16 protein-coding genes and 1 pseudogene are annotated in these 20,139 nt (G+C 70.2%); 11 read left to right on the top strand and 6 right to left on the bottom strand.

All coding sequences use genetic code 11. From position 1 onward, the window contains the following. Nucleotides 1–30: 30 nt before the first annotated feature. Together tgmB and tgmA are read right to left on the bottom strand one after the other, a co-directional pair. Nucleotides 31–963 (bottom strand): ATP-grasp ribosomal peptide maturase, encoded by a 933-nt coding sequence (tgmB, locus tag K9S39_RS38620; RefSeq protein WP_248867949.1) that lies wholly within the window; start codon nt 961–963, stop codon nt 31–33. A 6-nt stretch (nt 964–969) separates the two neighbouring features. Next, nucleotides 970–1,164 carry a putative ATP-grasp-modified RiPP gene (tgmA, locus tag K9S39_RS38625; RefSeq protein WP_248867950.1) on the bottom strand — a complete coding sequence of 65 codons (195 nt, stop codon included), beginning with the start codon at nt 1,162–1,164 and terminating at the stop codon, nt 970–972. A 450-nt stretch (nt 1,165–1,614) separates the two neighbouring features. Here tgmA and K9S39_RS38630 point away from each other — a divergent pair, with 450 nt between their 5' ends. Together K9S39_RS38630 and K9S39_RS38635 are read left to right on the top strand one after the other, a co-directional pair. Continuing rightward, nucleotides 1,615–2,466: a CAP domain-containing protein gene (locus K9S39_RS38630; protein WP_248867951.1), complete on the top strand. Its 852-nt coding sequence runs from the start codon at nt 1,615–1,617 to the stop codon at nt 2,464–2,466. A gap of 32 nt (nt 2,467–2,498) precedes the next feature. Next, nucleotides 2,499–4,016: a sigma-70 family RNA polymerase sigma factor gene (locus K9S39_RS38635; protein WP_248867952.1), complete on the top strand. Its 1,518-nt coding sequence runs from the start codon at nt 2,499–2,501 to the stop codon at nt 4,014–4,016. A gap of 329 nt (nt 4,017–4,345) precedes the next feature. Here K9S39_RS38635 and K9S39_RS38640 read toward each other — a convergent pair whose 3' ends face one another. The 4 genes from K9S39_RS38640 to K9S39_RS38655 all read right to left on the bottom strand — a co-directional run bounded on the left by K9S39_RS38640 (nt 4,346) and on the right by K9S39_RS38655 (nt 8,989). Continuing rightward, nucleotides 4,346–5,047, bottom strand: coding sequence for a bleomycin resistance protein (locus K9S39_RS38640; protein WP_248867953.1), 702 nt, complete (start codon nt 5,045–5,047; stop codon nt 4,346–4,348). 158 nt (nt 5,048–5,205) lie between these two features. Further along, nucleotides 5,206–7,446, bottom strand: a complete 2,241-nt coding sequence (locus K9S39_RS38645; protein WP_248867954.1) for a xanthine dehydrogenase family protein molybdopterin-binding subunit — start codon at nt 7,444–7,446, stop codon at nt 5,206–5,208. Beyond that, a complete protein-coding gene (locus K9S39_RS38650; RefSeq protein ID WP_248867955.1) occupies nt 7,443–8,438 on the bottom strand; it encodes an FAD binding domain-containing protein in 996 nt (331 codons plus the stop codon). Before K9S39_RS38650 ends, K9S39_RS38645 begins: the two co-directional genes overlap by 4 nt. 23 nt (nt 8,439–8,461) lie before the next feature. Next, nucleotides 8,462–8,989 carry a (2Fe-2S)-binding protein gene (locus K9S39_RS38655; protein ID WP_248867956.1) on the bottom strand — a complete coding sequence of 176 codons (528 nt, stop codon included), beginning with the start codon at nt 8,987–8,989 and terminating at the stop codon, nt 8,462–8,464. Nucleotides 8,990–9,532: 543 nt separating this feature from the next. On the opposite strand from K9S39_RS38655, the pseudogene K9S39_RS42565 reads away from it, so the two are divergent. The 9 genes and pseudogenes from K9S39_RS42565 to amaB form a co-directional block, all read left to right on the top strand. Beyond that, a pseudogene (locus K9S39_RS42565) lies at nt 9,533–9,727 on the top strand (LodA/GoxA family CTQ-dependent oxidase); the annotation flags it as partial. A 52-nt stretch (nt 9,728–9,779) separates the two neighbouring features. Next, nucleotides 9,780–10,196, top strand: a complete 417-nt coding sequence (locus tag K9S39_RS42570) for a LodA/GoxA family CTQ-dependent oxidase (RefSeq protein ID WP_319949651.1) — start codon at nt 9,780–9,782, stop codon at nt 10,194–10,196. 701 nt (nt 10,197–10,897) lie between these two features. Next, nucleotides 10,898–11,197 carry a DUF6480 family protein gene (locus K9S39_RS38670; protein ID WP_319949616.1) on the top strand — a complete coding sequence of 100 codons (300 nt, stop codon included), beginning with the start codon at nt 10,898–10,900 and terminating at the stop codon, nt 11,195–11,197. 201 nt (nt 11,198–11,398) lie between these two features. Continuing rightward, the gene (locus K9S39_RS38675) at nt 11,399–12,019 is read left to right on the top strand and encodes an L-threonylcarbamoyladenylate synthase (RefSeq protein WP_248867958.1); all 621 of its coding nucleotides are present in this window, start codon (nt 11,399–11,401) and stop codon (nt 12,017–12,019) included. Nucleotides 12,020–12,100: 81 nt separating this feature from the next. Further along, nucleotides 12,101–12,676: a hypothetical protein gene (locus K9S39_RS38680; RefSeq protein WP_248867959.1), complete on the top strand. Its 576-nt coding sequence runs from the start codon at nt 12,101–12,103 to the stop codon at nt 12,674–12,676. Next, the gene (locus K9S39_RS38685) at nt 12,673–15,561 is read left to right on the top strand and encodes a M48 family metalloprotease (RefSeq protein ID WP_248867960.1); all 2,889 of its coding nucleotides are present in this window, start codon (nt 12,673–12,675) and stop codon (nt 15,559–15,561) included. Before K9S39_RS38680 ends, K9S39_RS38685 begins: the two co-directional genes overlap by 4 nt. Before the next feature lie 105 nt (nt 15,562–15,666). After that, nucleotides 15,667–16,842 carry an NAD(P)/FAD-dependent oxidoreductase gene (locus K9S39_RS38690; RefSeq protein ID WP_248867961.1) on the top strand — a complete coding sequence of 392 codons (1,176 nt, stop codon included), beginning with the start codon at nt 15,667–15,669 and terminating at the stop codon, nt 16,840–16,842. 30 nt (nt 16,843–16,872) lie between these two features. Next, the gene (gene hglS / locus K9S39_RS38695; protein WP_248867962.1) at nt 16,873–18,261 is read left to right on the top strand and encodes a 2-oxoadipate dioxygenase/decarboxylase; all 1,389 of its coding nucleotides are present in this window, start codon (nt 16,873–16,875) and stop codon (nt 18,259–18,261) included. 25 nt (nt 18,262–18,286) lie between these two features. Then, the gene (gene amaB / locus K9S39_RS38700; protein WP_248867963.1) at nt 18,287–19,813 is read left to right on the top strand and encodes an L-piperidine-6-carboxylate dehydrogenase; all 1,527 of its coding nucleotides are present in this window, start codon (nt 18,287–18,289) and stop codon (nt 19,811–19,813) included. Nucleotides 19,814–20,139 lie beyond the last annotated feature (326 nt).

Below are 20,139 nucleotides of genomic sequence, written 5' to 3' on the forward strand. Positions count from 1 at the left end.
CGGCCGATGGGCGCCCTCGCGGGCCCGCCGTCAACCGGGCGGGGGCGCGGCTGCGAGCCAGGAGGCCACGGCCTGCGTGATGGGCTGGTCGGTGTCGAGCTGGACAAAGCCGAACTGGCCGCCCTGGTTGCACTCCAGGAACCACCATGTCCGGTCGGCGTCCTCGGCGAAGTCGAAGGCCCCGTAGGAGATGTGGGCGGAGCGCATATAGGCGTCCACCGCATGGCGGATCCGGTCGGGCACCTCGGTGGGCTCCCACAGGCAGTGCTCGGTGAAGCGGCTGTCGACCTCTTCGGGGTCGGACTTCTTACGGGCGGCGAAGAGCTGCCCGCCGACGCAGGTCAGCCGGATATCGGCCCGCTTGTGGATAAGCACTTGGAGCTGGGTCGGGCCGGCCGCCACGCCGGAGAAGTCCACGTCCGGGGTGATACGGGTGGTCGGCAGCACCATCGGCGGATCACTGGGGTGCTTGCCGGACACCGATTTCACCACGACATCCTGATATGTCCTGGCGAACTCCCGGGCGACCCCGGGGAACGAGGTGATGACCGTGGGGGGCACGGCGAATCCGCTGTGGTGGGCGGTGCGCAGCTGCCAGGGCTTACGGCGTGCTCGTGCGGCCGCGGCGGGATGGTTCATCCAGCGTGCCCGGGTGCAGTCGAGCACGCCGTACAGGGCATGCTCGGACTCGCCTGTGAGCCATGCGGACGGTTCCGGGGCATGGGCCCCGGGGGTGTCGGGGCGGCGGACCCACACCGACCGCAGACTGCTCAGACTCACCATGCGTTCGCCTGCCTTGAGGTATCCCTCGAAGTCGCCCTTGACGTACTCCGCCGACAGGGCGACCTCGCCGGGAAAGTCCGCGGGGTCGAGGCGGATGAGCGGAACGCCGAGTTCGTGCAGCCTCGCCACCACCATGTCCGCCGTCAAGTCCTCCTCGCAGGTGAGAATCAGGACGGTCATCGGAGCTCAGTCGTCGAAGTGGGTCTTGGAACCGGCCGTGGAGGTGGTGCTGCCGGTGGCCAGCAGCACCGCCCGGCTGGACGTCGCCGGGCGGCCGTCGGGAAGCACGTTCAACTGTCGTGTGGCGTCGTACGTATACGGAACGGTGGACGACGACGTCTGCGCCACCGGACGGGCGAAGCTCAGAGCGAACGGTCGCATACCTTCTCCTTCAGGGCTCACGGCGCCTCAACATCCGGTGGTCTGGGCGGGGATATGTAGCGCTTTCTGACTACTATCTACGGGAAACGTAATGAAGCTGATCGGTCAATGACTGTTTTTGATCGGTTCTGCGGGCGTTCTTGACGAAACTGTCATGAGGGCGTATCCGACGAGAAGGACGACTGAACTCCGGCTCGGGTTCCCCTGGCCGTTCAGGAGCACCGACTCCGCCGGGAACATCATGCTGGCCTCTCCGTCGGGAAACTCCACTCCGGCCGACGGCACCGGCCCGGCGCCCGGCACCAACCATGGTGAACCGCGTCGGCGAATTTTTGTTATCGGCGTCCGGCTGCCGGGTCTCCTGAGTGTTGGACCAACACGCAGGAAGACCCGTACCGGAGAGTGAACCCCCCCATGAACCGTGAACCGGCCATGCATCGTGACCCCGCGATGGCTCGTGAAGCCGAGGCCCCGGCCAACGACCCGCAGCAGCCCCGGCAGACCGCAGGCCGCCACGGCCGACGGCGCGGCGCACACCGGGGGCGGAGGCCCCGTTGGGTGGTCGCGGCGGGCGGTGTGGCCGCGGTGACGGTCGTGTTGGGTGGCGGCTACGGCGTCACCCGGTCGCTCGCCGACGACACGTCCGATGCTCCGCGTGCGGCAGCCGAAGCGGCACGGCAGGCCGAAACGGGGTCCATACCGGGCGCACGTTCCGCCGTGCCTGACGCGAGCCCAACGCCGTCCAAGGCACCGGCCGTCAAACCCCACAGAAAGGTCTCCCGGGAGCAGACCGCCGCCGGCAGGTCGCCGAGTCCCCGTACGACCGCCAAGCCCAAGACCACATCTGACGACGAGACCGGACGCCCCCGCACCGCACCTCACAAGAGCACCCCGCCAGGCGGATCCGGCGGTGCCACCGGCCGTTTGGCGCGGCAAGTCGTCGAGATGGTCAATGCGGAGCGCGCGAAGAAGGACTGTTCCCCGCTCACCGTCAACGCCAAGCTCCAGGCCGCGGCGCAGGGACACTCCGACGACATGGCCGACCGCGGCTACTACGGCCACACCACCCCCGAGGGCATCGGCCCCGGCGACCGGATCACGTCCGCCGGCTACCGCTGGAGTACGTACGGCGAAAACATCTTCAAGGGCCCCAAAGACGCGCAAACCGCCATGGCGGGCTGGATGAAGAGCCCTGGGCACCGTGACAACATCCTGAACTGCGCGTTCAAGGAAATAGGCGTCGGCATCAACCTTCGTTCGAACGGTCCGTGGTGGACCCAGAACTTCGGCGCGTCCTCCTGAAGCGCGGGACAACGGGACGAGAGCGGACAGACGTGGGCACAGGCGTAGGTGCGGAGCGGGAATGCGGAGCCGCGGTGGTCGCGGCGGCGAGGAACGGCGACGAACAGGCCCGGGAGCGGCTGATCGCGGAATATCTGCCCCTGGTCTACAACGTCGTGGGCCGGGCCCTCGACGGGCACGTGGACGTCGACGACGTGGTGCAGGAGACCATGCTGCGGATGCTGGACGGGCTCGGCGACCTGCGCGACCCGGCCGCATTCCGCTCCTGGCTGGTGGCCATCACGATGAATCAGGTCCGTCGGCGCTGGGCGGACCATGGCCGGTCCCGGGCCGTCGGGCTCGACCAGGCGCTCGATGTCGCGGACCCGGGCGCCGACTTCGTCGACACGACCATCTGGCGGCTGCGTCTGTCCGGTCAGCGCCGGGAGGCGGCCGAGGCCACCCGCTGGCTCAACGCCGACGACCGGGAACTGCTGTCCCTGTGGTGGCTGGAGGCGGCGGGCGAGATCGCCCGGAGCGAACTGGCGGCCGCGCTCGACATCACCCCGCGGCACGCGGCGGTCCGCGTCCAGCGTGTGAAGGAACAGCTGGAGACCGGACGGCTCGTGGTGCGGGCGCTGGCCGCCACGCCGCGCTGTCCCGGTCTGGAGACCCTCATCGGGCCGTGGGACGAGGTGCCGTCCGCGCTCTGGCGGAAGCGCATAGCCCGCCACATACGCAACTGCCGGACGTGTTCGCGGCACTCGTCCGACATGCTGCCCACCGAGGGACTGCTCGCGGGCCTCGGCCTGGTCCCGGTGCTGCAAGCTCCCGCTGCCCCGCACTCCTTGGGCGACATGGAGGAAACGGCCGCATCCAGCCCGGACCCCACCGACCCCGTCCAGCAGCTCGGCGCCGACGAGGCGATATCCCGTCCCCGGCGGCCCGGCGCCAGGGACGTCATCCTGGGGGGCACAGCTGCTCTGCTCGTCGCGGCCGCCGCCTTCGTCCTCCTGCCTTGGCTGACGCCGGACGAAGCCCCTGCCGCGCCGGACCCCACGGTGACCATGACACCCACCACCACACCGTCACCCCCTGCGCCATCTGCTTCCCCGGCCACCCCGCCACCCACCACCGCACCGCCGACGACGTCCCCGCCGCCCACCCGGACGGCTCCGGCTTCCCGGCCGCCCAGCCTCGAACAACAGGTGACCCGGCTGGTCAACGCGCAGCGGGAACGGAACGGTTGCCGCCCCGTGCAGGTCGACGCCAAGCTGCACACCGCCGCCCAACGGCACGCGGACGACATGGCCGCCCGCGACTACTACCAGCACGTCAGCCCGGACGGCGCCGGACCGGACGCCCGGATCTCCGCTGCGGGCTACGCGTGGAGCCGGTGGGGCGAGAACCTGCACAAGGGCCCGACGACCGCCGCCCGCGTCATGGCCGACTGGATGAGCGACGCCGCCCACCGCGACAACATCCTCGACTGCGCCTTCACCCACATCGGCGTCGGCGTCAACGCCGCCTCCGACGGCCCCTGGTGGATCCAGGACTTCGCCGCGCACTGACGGGACGAGCACGACCGGAGGCAACGTGGAACGGGGTGGAACGGGGTGCTATCCCGCACGCCGGCGCTACCGTGTCCGTGCGGGTCGTCACAAGAGCAGTGGCAGCTGTGAGAACCCTTAGGGGTTGCGGAGCGAAAACCCCTAAGGGTTGCGAGCGCCCCTTGCAGACCACAACGCGAGGGGTCAGGACGGTGTTCCCGCCGAGCCCAAGCGATCGGCAAGACGAGCGAGCCGCAAGACACCGCCGACGACACCGCCAACGACGCGGCCAACGGCACCGGCGATGACACGGTCGAGGACGCGGCCGACGGCACTGCCGACGACGCGGCCTACGTCCGCAACTCGGCGAGCCGTACCAGGGCATCGCCCGCCGACTCCCTGTCCTCCTCGGCGAGTTGGAGTTCGGCTGCCTGCGTCAGCAGCCGTGCGGCCAATGCTTCGTCGCCTTCCCGCTGGGCTATGTCCGCGCGCAGCACCAGCAGGCGCAGATGCTGTGCCGGGGTGGGGCGTTCGTCCCGCAGTCGCAGTACGCGGTCGATGATCTTCGCGGCGCCCTGCAGGTCCTCCTTGGAGTCGACGAACAGATCGGCCATGTGCAGTGCCCGCGCGAAGGTTTCCTTCGGGGCCGGACGGTGGTGCAGGTCCTCGCTGATCTTCTGGCCGATGCGGATGCTGTTGCCGCCCGGGTCGGACACGAGGAACTGTCGTACTCCGTAAGACGTGTTCTTCAACGGTCCGATGCGCGGCAGTCCGCGGCTCGGGATCTTCCCGTACGCCTCCTTGAGCCCGTCCCGGAACGTCGCGTACAGCCCGTCGACGTCGTCCGTGAGGACGTAGCAGCCGGAGTAGGACTGGCTCGGGTCGTACTTCCTCATGCCCATGAACTGCAACTCGATGGTGCCGCGCTGGACGACGGCATACGGGTAGGGGCTCTTCTGCAGGAGGGTCGTCTCGAAGCCCAGCGCGGTGTAGAACTCGACCACCGGCTGGATCGCATGGCAGGGGAGGATGGGGATGGTTTTCTCGGTCACACCGAGGAGTCTAGTCAAAGTTGAGTAGTGGTGAGGGGTGTTCGGAGGGGAGGAGGGGGAGTGTTCGGGGTGGTTCCAGTGGTGTCCGGAAGGACGGACGTCCGGGCCGCCTCCGTCTGCGGCCCGGACGTCCGCTCACATCAGCCCGGAGCGTCCGCTCACATCAGATCTTCGATGGTGATGGGCAGTTTGCGGACGCGTCGTCCGGTGGCGTTGTGGACGGCGTTGGCGATGGCCGCGGCGGCGCCGACCTGGCCGACCTCGCCGACGCCCTTGACGCCGAGCGGGTTGACGACCTTGTCCTCCACCTCGATGAGTTCGATCTCCACCTCGGGGGCGTCGGCGTTGACCGGTACGAGGTAGTCGCCGAGGCTGGACGCGACCCAGCGGCCACGGAGCGGGTCCATGGAGTTGGCTTCCAGGAGGGCCTGGCCCAGTCCCCAGAGCATTCCGCCCATGAGCTGGCTGCCGGCCGTCTTGCGGTTGAGGACCCGTCCGGGAGCGAAGGCGCCGACCATACGGCGGACCCGGGCGACCCCGAGGTCCGGGTCGACGGCCACCTCCGCGAACTGAGCACCGAACGTCATCATCCCGTAGTTGCTGCTCTGCGGCGACGGCGACCAGGAGCCGACGGCTTCGACGTCCGGCAGGAAATTGCGGTGGAGCAGCTCGCCGTAGCCCTCCCCGGTCCCGGGGTCGTCACGCAGCATCATGCGGCCGTCCCGGACGATGACGCCGGCGGGATCGGCGCCGTGCAGCGGTGACTGGGTGTCCGCGATGGCCTGCGCCACGAGCTGGTCGCGCAGCTGGGTCGCCGCAGTGTGGACGGCCGCACTGATCATCCCCGCTCCCGAGGAGCCGACCGCCGCGGCGATGGTGGGCAGCATGCTGTCCCCGCCCTCGAAGCGGCAACGGTCGAGGGGGAGACCGAGGGCGTCGGCGGCCACCTGGGTCATCACGGTGGTGACCCCGGTGCCGAAGTCGGGTGTCGCGGCCTGCACCACGGCGGTGCCGTCGGAGTACAGGCGGGCTCGGGCCCGTTGCGGGTTGCTCGGGCCGTAGACGGGGTAGCCCGCGGCGGCCATGCCGTGGCCGATGAGCCAGTTGCCGTCGCGCCAGGACCGGGGTTCGGGGTTGCGCCGATGCCAGCCGAAGCGTTCCGCGCCGCGCTGGTAGCACTCCTTGAGGCCGGTGCTGGACCAGGGGTTGCCGGTGTTGGGGTCGGTGTCCGAGTAGTTGCGCAGGCGCAGTTCGATCGGATCGATGCCCAGTTCGTGGGCGAGGTCGTCCATGGTGCATTCGAGCGCGAACATGCCGGACGCCTCGCCCGGGGCCCGCATGAAGGTCGGCGTCATGGTGTTGGCACGGATGAGCCGGTAGACGCCTTCGTAGTTCGGGCAGGCGTAGAGCTGGGACGCGACGCCGAGGGAGGGCTCGGCCCAGTCGTCGAAGTGCGAGGTGGGCGAGAGCTTGTGGTGACGCAGCGCGACGAGGCGGCCCTCTTTGTCCGCGCCCAGGGCGATGCTCTGCTCCTGCTCCTCCCGGTGGCCGACCGAGGTGAACATCTGCTCCCGGGTGAGGGTCAGTTTGACGGGGCGTCCGACGTGGCGTGCGGCGAGCGCGGCCAGGGCGGGGTGCGCCCAGATCATGGCTTTGCAGCCGAAGCTGCCGCCGACGTAGTGGGAGATGACGCGCACCTTGGAGGGCGTCAGGCCGAGCAGTGCCGCGACGGTGAGCTGGGTGGCCGCGACCCCCTGGGTGGCGTCGTAGAGGGTGAGCTGGTCATCGTCCCAGGCCGCGGTGGTGGCCGACGGCTCGATGGGGTTGTGGCTGTTCGCGGCGTAGGCGAAGGTGGCGTCGATCCGCACGTCCGCCTTGGCGAGCCCGCCCTCGACATCGCCGCGCTCCGTCCGGCCGGGGACGAAGCCCGCGAAGATCGCCTCGGGCTCGTAGGCGTCGTCCCGGGCCTGGTCGAGAGTCGTGACCGAGGGCGTCTCCGCATAGTCGACGCGGATCAACGCCCCCGCGTGCTGGGCGCGTTCGAGGGTGTCGGCGACCACGACGGCGACCGGCTGGCCCGCGTAGTGCACGACCGCGTCCTGGAACGGGAAGAAGGTCTGCCCCGGGGCGGGCATGCCCGCGAGCGAGGGAAGCAGCGGGGGCTGGGCGGCGGTCTTGGGCAGGTTCTCATGGGTGAGGATCGCGAGCACTCCGCCGGCCTGCAGCGCCTCGGTGGTGTCGATATGGGTGATCCGGCCGCTCGGCACGTGCGCGCCGACCAGGACGGCATAGGCCATGTTGGCGAAGAGCATGTCCGCCGAGTAGTGCGCGCCACCGGTGACCTTGTGGCGGCCGTCCACCCGGTCGGTGGGCTGTCCGATCGCGAGGGCTGTGGTCATGACGGACTCCCCGTGCTGGTGAGCGTCTCCAGAGCGCGGACCATGGTCCGCTGGGCCAGCTCGGCCTTGAAGGCGTTGAGCGGCAGGGTGCGGGCAGTGGCGAGCTCCTCGCGGGCGGCGCGCTGGAAGGTCTCGGTGCCGACGGGGGCCCCGCGCAGCAGCTCCTCCGCGCGGCGGGCCCGCCACGGCTTGGTGGCCACTCCGCCCAGGGCGAGCCGTACGTCCATCATGACACCGTCCGTCACGGTCACCGCGGCGGCGACGGAGGCCAGCGCGAACTCATAGGATTCGCGGTCGCGGACCTTGGTGTACTCGGAGGTACGGGCCATGGGCAGGCCCGGCACCTCGATGCCGACCACCAGCTCGCCGTGCTCCAGCGGGTGCTCCAGGTGCGGGGTGTCGCCGGGCAGCAGAAAGAAGTCGTCGATCCCGTAGACCTGCCGGCCGCGGGGGCCCTCCGTATGGATGCGGGCGTCCAGGGCCATGAGCGGTACGGCGACGTCCGACGGATGGGTGGCGATGCAGTGATCGCTGACGCCGAGGACGGCGTGGCCGCGGTTGAAGCCGTCGAGGGCGCTGCATCCGCTGCCCGGGTCACGCTTGTTGCACGGTGACATGGCGTCACGGAAGTAGCCGCAGCGCACACGCTGCATGATGTTGCCGCCCATGCTGGCCATATGACGGAGCTGTGCGGAGGCGCCGAGTTCGACCGCCTGCGCGATCATGGGGTAACGCTCCCGCACGGCGGAGGCCTCGGCCACGTCGCTCATACGGGCCAGTGCGCCGATGTAGAGGCCGCCGTCAGGACGGTCCTCGATCTGGGTCAGGGGCAGGTCGTTGATGTCCACGAGCCGGCGCGGCAGCAGCACGTTCTGCCGCAGCAGGTCGATCTCGGTGGTTCCCCCGGCGAGGAAGTCGCTGGTGGGGTCGGCGGAAACGGCGGTGACCGCGTCGGCGACGACACTGGCGCGGGAGTAACTGATGGGCCGCACAGCAGGGCTCCTTCGGTCTGGTCTCAGGTCTGGTCGCGAACTGCGCGGATGGCGGCCCGGATATGGGGGTAGGCGGCGCAGCGACAGATGTTGCCGCTCATCCACTCCCGGATTTCGGCGTCGTCCGAGGCATGGCCCTCTTTGAGCAGACCCACCGCGGACATGATCTGGCCGGGAGTGCAGTAACCGCACTGGAAGGCGTCCTGCTCGATGAAGGCGCTCTGCATGGGGTGCAGCTCGTCGCCCTCGGCCAGTCCTTCGACCGTGGTCACCTCGTGGTCCTCGCAGGCGATCGCCAGGGTGAGACAGGCCAGCACCCGCCGCCCGTCGACCCACACCGTGCAGGCGCCGCAGGTCCCCTGGTCACAGCCCTTCTTCGCGCCCGTCATGTCCAGGCGTTCACGCAACGCGTCCAGGAGACTGACTCGCGGCTCGGCTTCGAACGTATGGTCGGCGCCATTGACCGACAGGGTCATCTTCACCGGATCGGGGCCGCGCTCTCGAAGAACGGCGGCCGCGGGCGCCCGTGACGGTGTGTGTGGAGCGGACACTGCTGACCTCCTCTGGCTGGAGATTTCATCCTGTTCCATCTGCCAGGGGTCCGCGACTTGACACGAGGTCACGCCTGGGCGGCGGTCCGGGGTGGGGTGGCGGGCTCCTGGGGCCGGGGCGACCCGAAGGCGTGAATCCATACGTCCGTTGCGACGCCTCGATGCCGTGGCGTGCATGGGGATGATCCTACGGTTGGGCTTTCCAGTGGCATATGTCCGCATAGAAACCCGAGCAGGAGATCTCCGGCGTCGCCAACACCACGACCTGGTACGACGACATCGCCGACGGCCCGGTCACGGCCGAGGTCACCATCGATGGCGCCACCAAGACCGCGAGCCCCGGCGGGGACGTGGTCGCCCCGCCGCACTACACCCGGCGTGAAGACCGTCCGCGTCCTCTACGACCTGCTCTACGACGTCTTCGTCACCGAGAAGACCCTGAAACTGGAGCCGACGGTCTCGTACCCGGACGACATCGAACCGATTCTCCGCCGGTTCTGCGATCTGCAGTGGGTCAACCACGGCTTCGCCACCCAGGACCACATGCTGGCCCTCTGGGCCGAGGGCCACTTCACGCCCGGCCCGCCCCGCGAGGGGTACCGGGACGTGGACGAGGCGCCCATCACCGAACAGCCGGGCCTGCTGGACCGGGGCGCGCTGGAGAACTGCGCCGCCGACGCGTTCCACCCGGGGTGCGAGGTCACCTGGCCGATGCGGCACAAGACCATGTACGCCGAGCCGTTCCGCATCCTGCACCGCACCAAGGAGAACCCCGAACCCGAATACGGCGATGTGCTCACCCACGAAAGGGTGCACAGCAAGGACGGTCCCCTGTACGCGCAGGGGGCCGGGCGACCTCACCCGCTGGATGGCCGCCCCCTGGCAGTGCGACACGGCGAGCTGCCGCTCCGGCTACGAGGTACGGGCCAATCTCGGCCCCCGCTACAGCCCTTATCCGCCCACGTTCTGGCCCGCCCAGATGCCCAACCACGTACTCAAGATGGCGGACTTCACCACCGTCAACAAAAAGCCGACCGGCGACGACAGCGCCAGGGAGAAGGCGTTCGAGAACCGGGCGGTATGGCTGCGGGGCTTGACGGGCGTCCAATCCAACGACCAGCGCCGTCAGATGATCGCCGACCGCCCAGGAGTTCGTACCTGGAGGACCTCAAGAAGTACGAGAAAGAGCAGGTCTTCTACTCCCTGAAGTATCCGCACCACGTCGAACTCCCGGAGCTGAAGAACGGCAAGGAGTTCGGGGTCATTCTGGAGCGGGGTCGTTGTCAAGGAGGACGAACGCGCGACTTCCAGAAGATGACGACCACCGAGACCACGGTGTCGTGCAGGAAGGAAGACGTCCTCTCGTTCCGCAAGCTCGGTAGCATGCCCTATCCCGACTACCTCACCTGTCCGGTCTTCGGCGAAGGGGACGAGATCCACCTCGCCCACCAGCTCGCCGCCCGCCCCGACTGGGACGAGGCCGTCACCATCACCACCAAGCAGCCCGTCGACCCGGCGACGCTGAAGAAGGTCCCGGCCTTGGTCATCGAGGCGATCAAGGACCCGAACGGGGATATCACCGGCGCAGGAGCCGCGTCAGGTATCCGGCGCCCCGCCCGGCCGGCGTGAAGCCGCGTCGAAATCGCCGCCGTGCGATCAGCGAGCCGGGGCCGCGTCGGCGACTCGGCAAGGGTAGAAAGGCGGCGTGAACGATGATCTGGGGCCCTCCGGCGGGCCTCGTGTGGATCCGATGGCGTCATCGGCCGTTGCGCTCCTGGCATGCATCGTGACCGGGGTGAATCCACGCCGTCCCACCCACGTGACCTCTTCGCCGGCCGGCCGAGCTGCCGGCGCGCGGCGAGCCGGCGAGACCTCCGACGGCCCGGGAGACGTGGAGCAGTGCTGTGGGTGAGGGCCACCGGACCTCGTGGGTTCGCCGCTTGGATTGCGGCGTCGACTGATCCCTATCAAGCTGCCGATATGGACAGAAAAAGCCCGGATCCGGACAGCGACGAAACTCCTCATGTCATTCCTGGCGGCGTGCCACCTGGGGAAACTCCACCAGGTGAGGACGGCACGGGTTCCGAAACCGGCCCCCGTGAAGACCTCTCGCGCGGGTGGGCCAAGGCGCCCCTCATCATCATCGGCATCATCGTCCTCCTCTGCGCGGCATTCTTCATCGCCTACGCGGTGATCGTGGCGCTGTGAACCGCGGAGCGGACCACCGGGTGGACTACGGAGTGAACCGCTTCGTGCACCGCTACGTGGATCGCTGGGTGAACCGCTCGTGGAGTGCGCTCCGGGCACCGGCCGTTACGCCGTTCGGGTGTCCGCGCCCCGCTGACCCGCCGCCCGAGTGATGGCCCGAGCCACGTCCGGCACCATGTCCCGATCACCTAGAATCGGCGGATGGCGAAGTACCTCGACGTGCACCCAGAGAATCCTCAGCGGCGCACCATCAGCAATGTCGCTGACAGCATCCGCTCCGGCGCGCTCGTCGTGTATCCGACGGATTCCTGTTTCGCCCTGGGATGCCAGCTGGGCAGCCGTGACGGCATCGGCCGGATCCGGTCGATCCGCAATCTCGATGATCGTCACCACTTCACCCTCGTGTGCCAGAACTTCGCGCAGCTGGGCCAGTTCGTCCACATCGACAACGACGTGTTCCGCGCGGTCAAGGCGGCGACGCCCGGCAGTTACACCTTCATCCTCCCGGCGACGCGGGAGGTGCCGCGCCGGCTGCTGCACCCGAAGAAGAAGACGGTCGGAGTCCGGATTCCCGACCATCCCGTCGCCCAGGCGCTGCTCGCCGACCTCGGCGAGCCGATGCTCTCCAGCACCCTGCTCCTGCCCGACGAGGACGAGCCGCTGACGCAGGGCTGGGAGATCAAGGAACGGCTCGACCACGTGGTGGACGCCGTGGTCGACTCGGGCGACTGCGGCACCGAGCCGACCACGGTCATCGACTTCTCCGGCGGCGGACCGGAGATCGTTCGCCGAGGGGCGGGCGACACCGCGCGGTTCGAGTAGCCGCACCGGTCTTCCCGCTTCCGCCCGCGGTGCGGCGTGCTGCCATACTCTCAACACGCTTGGCACACAGGGGGGTTGCTGATGGTGCAGGTACGCGATGTGGTACGCGATGTGGTGGCGGAGCATGCGGCGCACGAGCTGCCGCTCGTCGACAGCCTGCGGCAGTTCGACGACGACCGGGTGATCCGCACCCTCGCCCGCCGCGGGCGGCGCCGCGAACCGCTCGGCTTCGGCTACGCCGAGGCGGCCGCCCTGGTCACCCCGGTGGTCTGGCTCGTCCTCGACCAGGCGGCCAGACGCGGGGTCGACGCGGCCACCGAGCGTCTGATGAGACGAGGGCGGACGAGGCTGCGCAGACTGCTGCGCCGCGCTCCCGGGACACCGGACCGGGTGCTGATCGAACTGGCACGCGACGAGCTGGCGCTGGTCCGCACGCACATCCTGGAGCGCGCCACCGAGCGGGGTATCGACCGCCGGGAGGCCGAGGCCCTGGCGGACGGCGTCGTGGCGCGGCTGGCGACGACGGCCCACGACGAGGGCGAGGGACACGGGGGCGGACGGGGCGAGACGCAGGGGGACGGGCAGAGCGAGGGGCAGGGATACGGTCAAGGCGAGGGACAGGGCGAGGGACCTGGTCGGCCCGGCACCGGCTCATGAGGCTCGCCCCCGGAGCCACGGGTGTCACAGGAACCGGAGCCCGCTTCGCGCTCCTGATGGTCGTCGTCACGGCATCGAGCATCGCCATGCTCGACTCCGTGCTCATGACCGCCTTCAGTCCCGGGCGCGTCATGCAAGGTCCGGTGGGCTGTCTGCTCGCCGCCGGGGTCGACCCCGGCGGAGACGATCTGGACAAACTCCTGGCGAGTATCAGCCGTATGGAGCCGCTGCGGGAGTGCCTCTCCAGCGCGCCGGGCGTGCCGTTCCTGGAGGGCATGGTCGCGACGCTCGTGCTGCTCGCCCTCGCCGGGCTCGTGTACCGGCTGACGCCGAGTGTGCGCGACCGGTGGCGCAAGACCCTGCCGGTCGAGGCCGTGGACGCGGACGGAGCGCTGGCGGCCGAACTGGCCGCGCTCCGCGAGCGCACCGGAATCCGCTCGCAGCTCCGCTTCCGCGTCGATCCGGCCCGGATGACCTCCGGCGCCAGCGCATACGGCCGCACCGGGCGGTACACCGTATGCCTGCACGCGGGCCTGCTCGCCCGGCGCGGAACCGACCCCGAGGGCTTCCGCGCCGTCGTCCTTCATGAACTCGCCCATGTGCACCACCGCGACGTGGACTTCGCCTACGCCAGCACGGCGCTGTGGCGGGTCTTCGTGCTCCTCGCCCTGCTGCCGTACCTCTTCCAGAACGGCAGGGTCCTCGCCATCGGCCTGTCCGGCAGCACCGGTTCGCCCTACTGGCCGGGGACCGCGTCCATGATCACGTACTCCGTGCTCTCCGGGCTCCTGCTGGTCGCCCTGGTCCATCTGGCCCGCGCCGACCTCCTGCGCCGGCGTGAACTGCACGCCGACGTACAGGCGGTGGCGTGGGGTGCGACGGCCGCCGGCTGGAACCCCTCGGCCCCGTCGGACAGCGTGGAACCCTTGCTGCACCGTGTCACGTCGCTGCTGCGGACACATCCCGGATGGGCGGAACGCCGGCGTGTGCTCGCCGATACCGCGGGGCTCTTCCGGGTGAGCCCGCTGGCGATGTTCCTGACCGGCGCATCGGCATCGCTTCTGATCTGGGCGGCGGTTCCCGGCCTGTCCGGGGGGCCGGGCACCGCCTGGCTCACCACCGCGCTCGTGGCTCCGGTGCTCTGTGCCGCCCTGGGCCTCTCGATCGTACGGACCTCGCGTACGGCGGCGGGGCATCCGGAGTCCGGCGTGCTCCCGGGCCTGTGGCTCGGCTGTGGTCTGCTGGTGGGGGAGTTGGTGAACAGCGGGCAGTACGGCGTCGACTGGCTGCTGTCGAAACCCGCCTATCTGCTGGTCTTCCTGCTCATCGGCGCCGTGCCCGCGGTGTGGTGGGCACAGTCCGTACGCCTCGCGCTCGGCCTCCCGAAGCGATGGCAGCGGAGGGCGGCGGCACCGATCTGCGCCGTGGTGACCCTGATCGTGCTGTGGGGCGGGCTGCGCTGGTGGCAACTCGGCGGCTGGCCCCACGCCATGGGGGGCGCCGACCTGGGCGGGGCGCTGCGCACCTACGTCGAGGCGGCACCGGGCCCCTGGCACGACTACGACGTCGACCTGTCGGCGATGACCACAGGCATCCCCTTGCTCTCACCCCTGCACAGGAACGGCCTGATCGGTGCCGCGGCGCTCGCGATGTGGCTGCTACCGCTGCTCGTCCAGCTGCTGCTCGTGCGTGTGCGCGCGGGCGGCGCAGGTCTCCGCCTGCGCAGGACTCTCCAGGCCGGCCTGGCGGGCGGTGCGGTGTCCTGGGCGGGCCTGGCCGTTGCCTCGTACGCCCTGCACGCGGGGCGGCCGACGACGCCGGCGGAGCGGCTCGGCGCCTTCCAGACCGTCCAGATGTGGTGGCTGGTCGTGACCGTACTGGCGGCCTGTCTGCTGACGGCCGCACTCGTCGCGGCCTTCTCCCGGCGGCACTGGCTGCTGCGTGCGCTGATCGCCTCGCAGGTGGTCCAACTGATGGCGTACGGCGGGATGTTGCTGCTCGTCTCGGCCGACGGCTGCTTCGGTCCGCTGAACGTCATCGGCGGTCGTTGCTCCTGGCAGCCCGAACTCGGCCTGGACACGAGTGAAAGGGTCATCGGGCTCACGCTTTTCCACGCCCCCTTGGGCGCGGCGTGCGCCGCCCTCGTCGGTGCGGGGGCGGCATGGGCGCTGCGCCGCTTGCGCGGACTGCCGACGGCGGACGGGGCCGGAATCCCGGCGCCGGCGATCACCTCCCGTCGGCGGCCGGTGCTCCTGGACGTCGGTACGGTCCTCGTCCTGGCCCTGCCCGCCGTGCTGCTCACCGTACTGATGCAGGCGAACGCGATGTCCGCCGCGCCATCCCCGAACGTCCGGCCAGGGGAGATCCGGGACCTGACCGGGCTGATCAGCTCCCCGCCGAGGGCGCGGGCGGCGAAGATCCGTGAGTGGCAGGCCGCGTACTGGCTCAGCAAGGGCGGACAGGCGCGTGTGCGGCGGATCAACGACGCCGTCAGGGCGGTCGACTTCGAGCTCCTGAACGCCGCCCGCCAGAAGCCGAACAAAGACGGGCTGGTCCAGCCGGACGAGAAGGCGTTCCACCGCGTCTGCGGGACCTTGGGCAAGCGGGTCGACGCGGCACGGAGCTACTTCCCCGTCCCCGACCGGGGCCTGCGGGAGTCATGGTCGGAAGCGCTGAGACTGCTGGACCGAGGGGCCCGAAGCTGCCAGGAGGCGATGGTCCCGGGCAGGGCCAACCAGCACGCGACGGACGCCGAGCTCTCGGCGCTCTTCCTCCAGTCCCTCGATGACATGCGCAAGGGGACCGACGCCCTCAGGCGCACGCTGCAGGACATCACGAAGCGGGCCACGACAGCCGGAGACAGCGGCGATAGTGGAGACAGCTGAGCGGCATCGTCACCCACTGACAGCCCGAGCCACGCCCCCGTCCGCCGGGCCGTCCGGACGGACGTCTCGGCGGCGTCGGCGTCGGCCTCTGGAAGGGATCGCCTCTTGTCTTCCTCATCAGCCTTCCGCACCGTTCCGCCGACGGCCGATGTCGTGATCATCGGGGGCGGCGTGATGGGCGTCAGTACGGCGTTCCACCTGGCCGAGGCCGGAGTCCGGAACATCGTGGTCGTCGAGCGCGGAGAGCTGGGCTGCGGCAGCTCGGGCAAGCCGATCGGCGGGGTGCGGGCGCAGTTCTCCGACCCGCTCAACATCGAGCCGGGCAGCCGGAGCCTGCGTGCCTTCCAGGACTTCCCCCGCCGCCCCGGCGCCGGCATCGAGCTGGCCACCGTCGGCTATCTCTTCCTGCTCACCAGCGACCGCCAGTCGGCGGACTTCGAGCGCGGCGTCCGTCTCCAGAACGACCATGGCGTCCCCAGCCGCATGATCAGCCCCCGCGAGGCACAGCGACGGTGTCCCTACCTCAGTACCGACGGACTCGTGGCCGCCGCGTTCTCGCCCACCGACGGTCATGCCCGTCCGGGACTGGTCGTCCACGGCTATGCGCGCCGCGCGGCGCAGGAGGGTGTCGCCTTCGCGACCGGTACGGCGGTCACCGGCATCGACACGTCCGGTGACCGGGCGACGGTCGTGCACACCGATCACGGCCGCATCGCCTGCGGCACGGTCATCTGCACCGCCGGCGCCCGGTCGGCCCGGATCGGCGACATGGCCGGCGTCCACCTCCCGGTACGGCCGGTGCGACGCCAACTGGCCTTCACCGTCCCGCTCGCGCCGCCCGCCCCTCGTATCCCGTTCACCATTGACTTCTCGTCGTCGGCGTACTTCCACAACAGCGACGACGGGCTGCTGTTCGGCCTGGCCGATCCCGACCAGCCGGAGGGCTTCGACACCACCTGGACCCCGGAATGGCTGGAGCTGTTCCGCGAGGTCGTACGCCACCGCGCACCCGCTCTGGCGGACATGGGGACGACCGGCGGCTGGGCCGGACTCTACGAGGTCACCCCGGACCACAACGCGCTGATAGGCCGCTCGGGCGAACCGGTCAACTTCCTGTACGCCACCGGGTTTTCCGGGCATGGCTTCCTGCAGGCGCCGGCGGTCGGTGAAATCGTTCGTGATCTCTGCCTGGACCGGACACCGTTCGTCGACATCGCTCCGCTGAGCGCCGACCGCTTCCGGACCGGAGCCGAGTCCCGTCCCGAAGCCCATGTGGTGTGAACCTCCCGGACCGGAAGGAAGAGCGAACCGATGACCAGCCAGTGGCAACTGCGTGCCGCCTTCGCGCAGCGGCTCTCGGACATGTACGGACACGAAGTCCCCGCCTACACCACGCTCGTGGACGTCTCGCGCGAGGTCAACGAGGACGTCCTGCGTGCGCGGGGCGCCGACGCCGAACGTCTGGGGTCCATCGGCCGGGTGACCGCCGAACGCCACGGCGCCATCCGGGTCGGTACTCCCCAGGAACTGCAGCAGGTCGCGCGCGTCTTCGGCGCCCTCGGCATGCACCCGGTCGGCTTCTACGACCTGCGCGAGGCCGCCGCCAGCGCGATCCCGGTCATCTCGACGGCCTTCCGTCCCGTCGACGGCACGGAACTCGCGCGCAATCCCTTCCGTGTCTTCACCTCCATGCTCACCCCCGCCGACCCCCGGTTCTTCGACGACGAACTGCGCGCACGCCTGGAGACCTTCCTCGCCGGCCGTGAACTGTTCCCGCCGGAGCTGCTCGAACTGGCCGACCGTGCGGAGGCCGAGCGGGAACTGCCCGAGGAGGATGCCGAGCGGTTCCTCCAACTTGCCGTGCACGCCTTTGAACTGTCTCCCGAGCCGGTCGACAAGGCCTGGTACGAAACCCTGGAGCGGGTCTCCGCCGTCGCCGCGGACATCGGCGGCGTACGCAGCACGCACATCAACCACCTCACGCCACGCGTGCTGGACATCGACGAGCTCTACCGGCGGATGACCGAGCGCGGTATCGAGATGATCGACACCATTCAAGGGCCTCCCGGCTGCCAGGGCCCCGACGTGCTGCTGCGCCAGACCTCCTTCCGGGCCCTCGCCGAGGCACGCGCCCTGCGCACCCCGGACGGCAGCGTCATCAGCGGCGCCCTACGGGTGCGCTTCGGCGAGGTCGAGGCACGCGGCATCGCCCTCACCCGCGACGGCCGCGCCCGCTACGACCAGCTGCTCGCCCTCGTCGACGAGCAGGCGGCCCGCCACCCCGGAGACCGGAGCGACCTCGCCCGCACCGTGTGGGAACAGCACATGCCCCACACCGAACAGGAGCTCGCCGCCCGGGGCCTGGGCTACTTCACCTACCACGTGGCACCCGACCGGCCGCGGGACGGAAACCACCCGCCCACCAGCATCACCGAGCTGGTGGAACAGGGCTGGGCGCGCGCCGAGCCCATCGTCTACGAGGACTTCCTGCCCCGCTCCGCGGCCGGCATCTTCCAGTCCAACCTCAGCGGCGAGGGCTTCCGCAACAACGACCGGGAGGGCGCCTCCTACGACGCCGGATGGCTCTCCGGCGCCATCGGCCGCGACGTCCTGGACCCCTACGCCCTGTACGAGCAGCAGCAGAACCACTCCCTCGCGCAGGTCGCCCGAGAGCTGGAACTCGACGGCGCCCTCAGCTGACCCGCCGCACCCCGCAAGGAGCCGCATGACCACCACCCTGCCCACCACCGAGGACCTGCGGGCCCGCGCCCGCGCCGGCCTGGAGCGCATCGGCGTCACCGTCCCGGACGGCCCCGACTTCCAGGCCCGCACCCCCATCACCGGCGAGCACCTTTTCGGCCTGGCGGCCGCCACCGCCGCCGACACCGAGGCCGCCCTCACCGCCACCCGCCGGGCTTTCCTCACCTGGCGCAGCACGCCTGCCCCGCGCCGGGGCGAACTCGTACGCCGCCTGGGCGAGCTGCTGCGCGACCACAAGAGTGACCTCGCCGACCTCGTCACCGTCGAAGCGGGCAAGATCCGCTCCGAGGCGCTCGGTGAGGTCCAGGAAATGATCGATATCTGCGACTTCGCGGTGGGACTGTCCCGCCAGCTCTACGGCCGCACGATCGCCTCCGAGCGCCCCGGCCACCGCCTCGCCGAGACCTGGCACCCGCTCGGCGTGGTCGGCGTCATCTCCGCGTTCAACTTCCCCGCCGCCGTGTGGTCGTGGAACACCGCGGTAGCCCTGGCCTGCGGCGACACGGTGATCTGGAAGCCCTCCGCACTCACCCCGCTGATCTCGCTGGCCTGTGACCGGCTGCTGGACCGGGCCGCCGAGGACGTCGACGCGCCCCGCGACGTGCACCGTCTGCTGCTGGGCGACCGCACCGTCGGCGAGAAGCTCGTGGACGACCCCCGCGTCGCGCTCGTCAGCGCCACCGGGTCGACCCGCATGGGCCGCGAGGTAGGGCCGCGTGTCGCGGCCCGCTTCGGCCGCAGCCTGCTGGAGCTCGGCGGCAACAACGCCGCCGTCGTCGCCCCCTCCGCCGACCTCGACCTCGCCGTCCAGAGCATCGTCTTCGCCGCGGCGGGCACCGCGGGCCAGCGCTGTACGACCCTGCGCCGCCTGATCGTCCACCGCGACATCGCCGACACCCTCATCCAGCGCCTGACCGCCGCCTACCACAAGCTCCCCATCGGCGACCCCTTCGACGAGACCACCCTCGTCGGCCCGCTCATTTCCACCACGGCCCTCGACGGCATGCAGGACGCCCTGACCCGCGCTCGGGCCCAGGGCGGCAAGGTCCTGGCGGGCGGCAACCAGCGGCTGGCCGACGCCGCGCCCCGGGCCGCGTACGTCGAGCCGGTCATCGTGCGCGTCGACGAACAGACCGACGTCGTCCGGGAGGAGACCTTCGCCCCGATCCTGTACGTCCTGACCTACGACACCCTCGACGAGGCGATCGCCCTGCACAACGACGTCCCACAGGGCCTCTCCTCCAGCATCTTCACCCGCGACCAGCAGGAGGCGGAGCTGTTCCTGTCCGCGGAGGGCTCCGACTGCGGCATCACCAATGTCAACATCGGCACCTCCGGCGCCGAGATCGGCGGCGCCTTCGGCGGCGAGAAGGAGACCGGCGGCGGCCGCGAATCCGGCTCCGACGCCTGGCGGGCGTACATGCGCTCGGCCACCAACACCGTCAACTACTCCGGCCGGCTCGCGCTCGCCCAGAACGTCAGCTTCCTCTGAACCGCACCTCATACGCACACGAGAGACCTGGCCGCCCTCGCCGGACCCGGCCCCGGACCCGCACCTGGACCCGGACCCGGCGAGGGCGGCCGCGTGCTCCCTGCGCCGTTCGGGTGGCGCGGCAGCGAGCGCCGCCCGAACGGCTCCGGCCGCCAGGAGGGGCAGTATCCGGGTGCATATGCCGACCGCCACGACGGCAGCGACCCCGAGGGTTCACTCTCCCGGGGCACGGGCGAGGGCTGGCTGGCCGGTAGCCCACCTGCGGGACCCCGAGATGCCTGCTCTTGTGGAACCCGTAGTAATCACAACTATTCAGGAGGCACCTG

The sequence above is a fragment of the Streptomyces halobius genome (genome assembly GCF_023277745.1).
GTDB lineage: Bacteria > Actinomycetota > Actinomycetes > Streptomycetales > Streptomycetaceae > Streptomyces > Streptomyces halobius.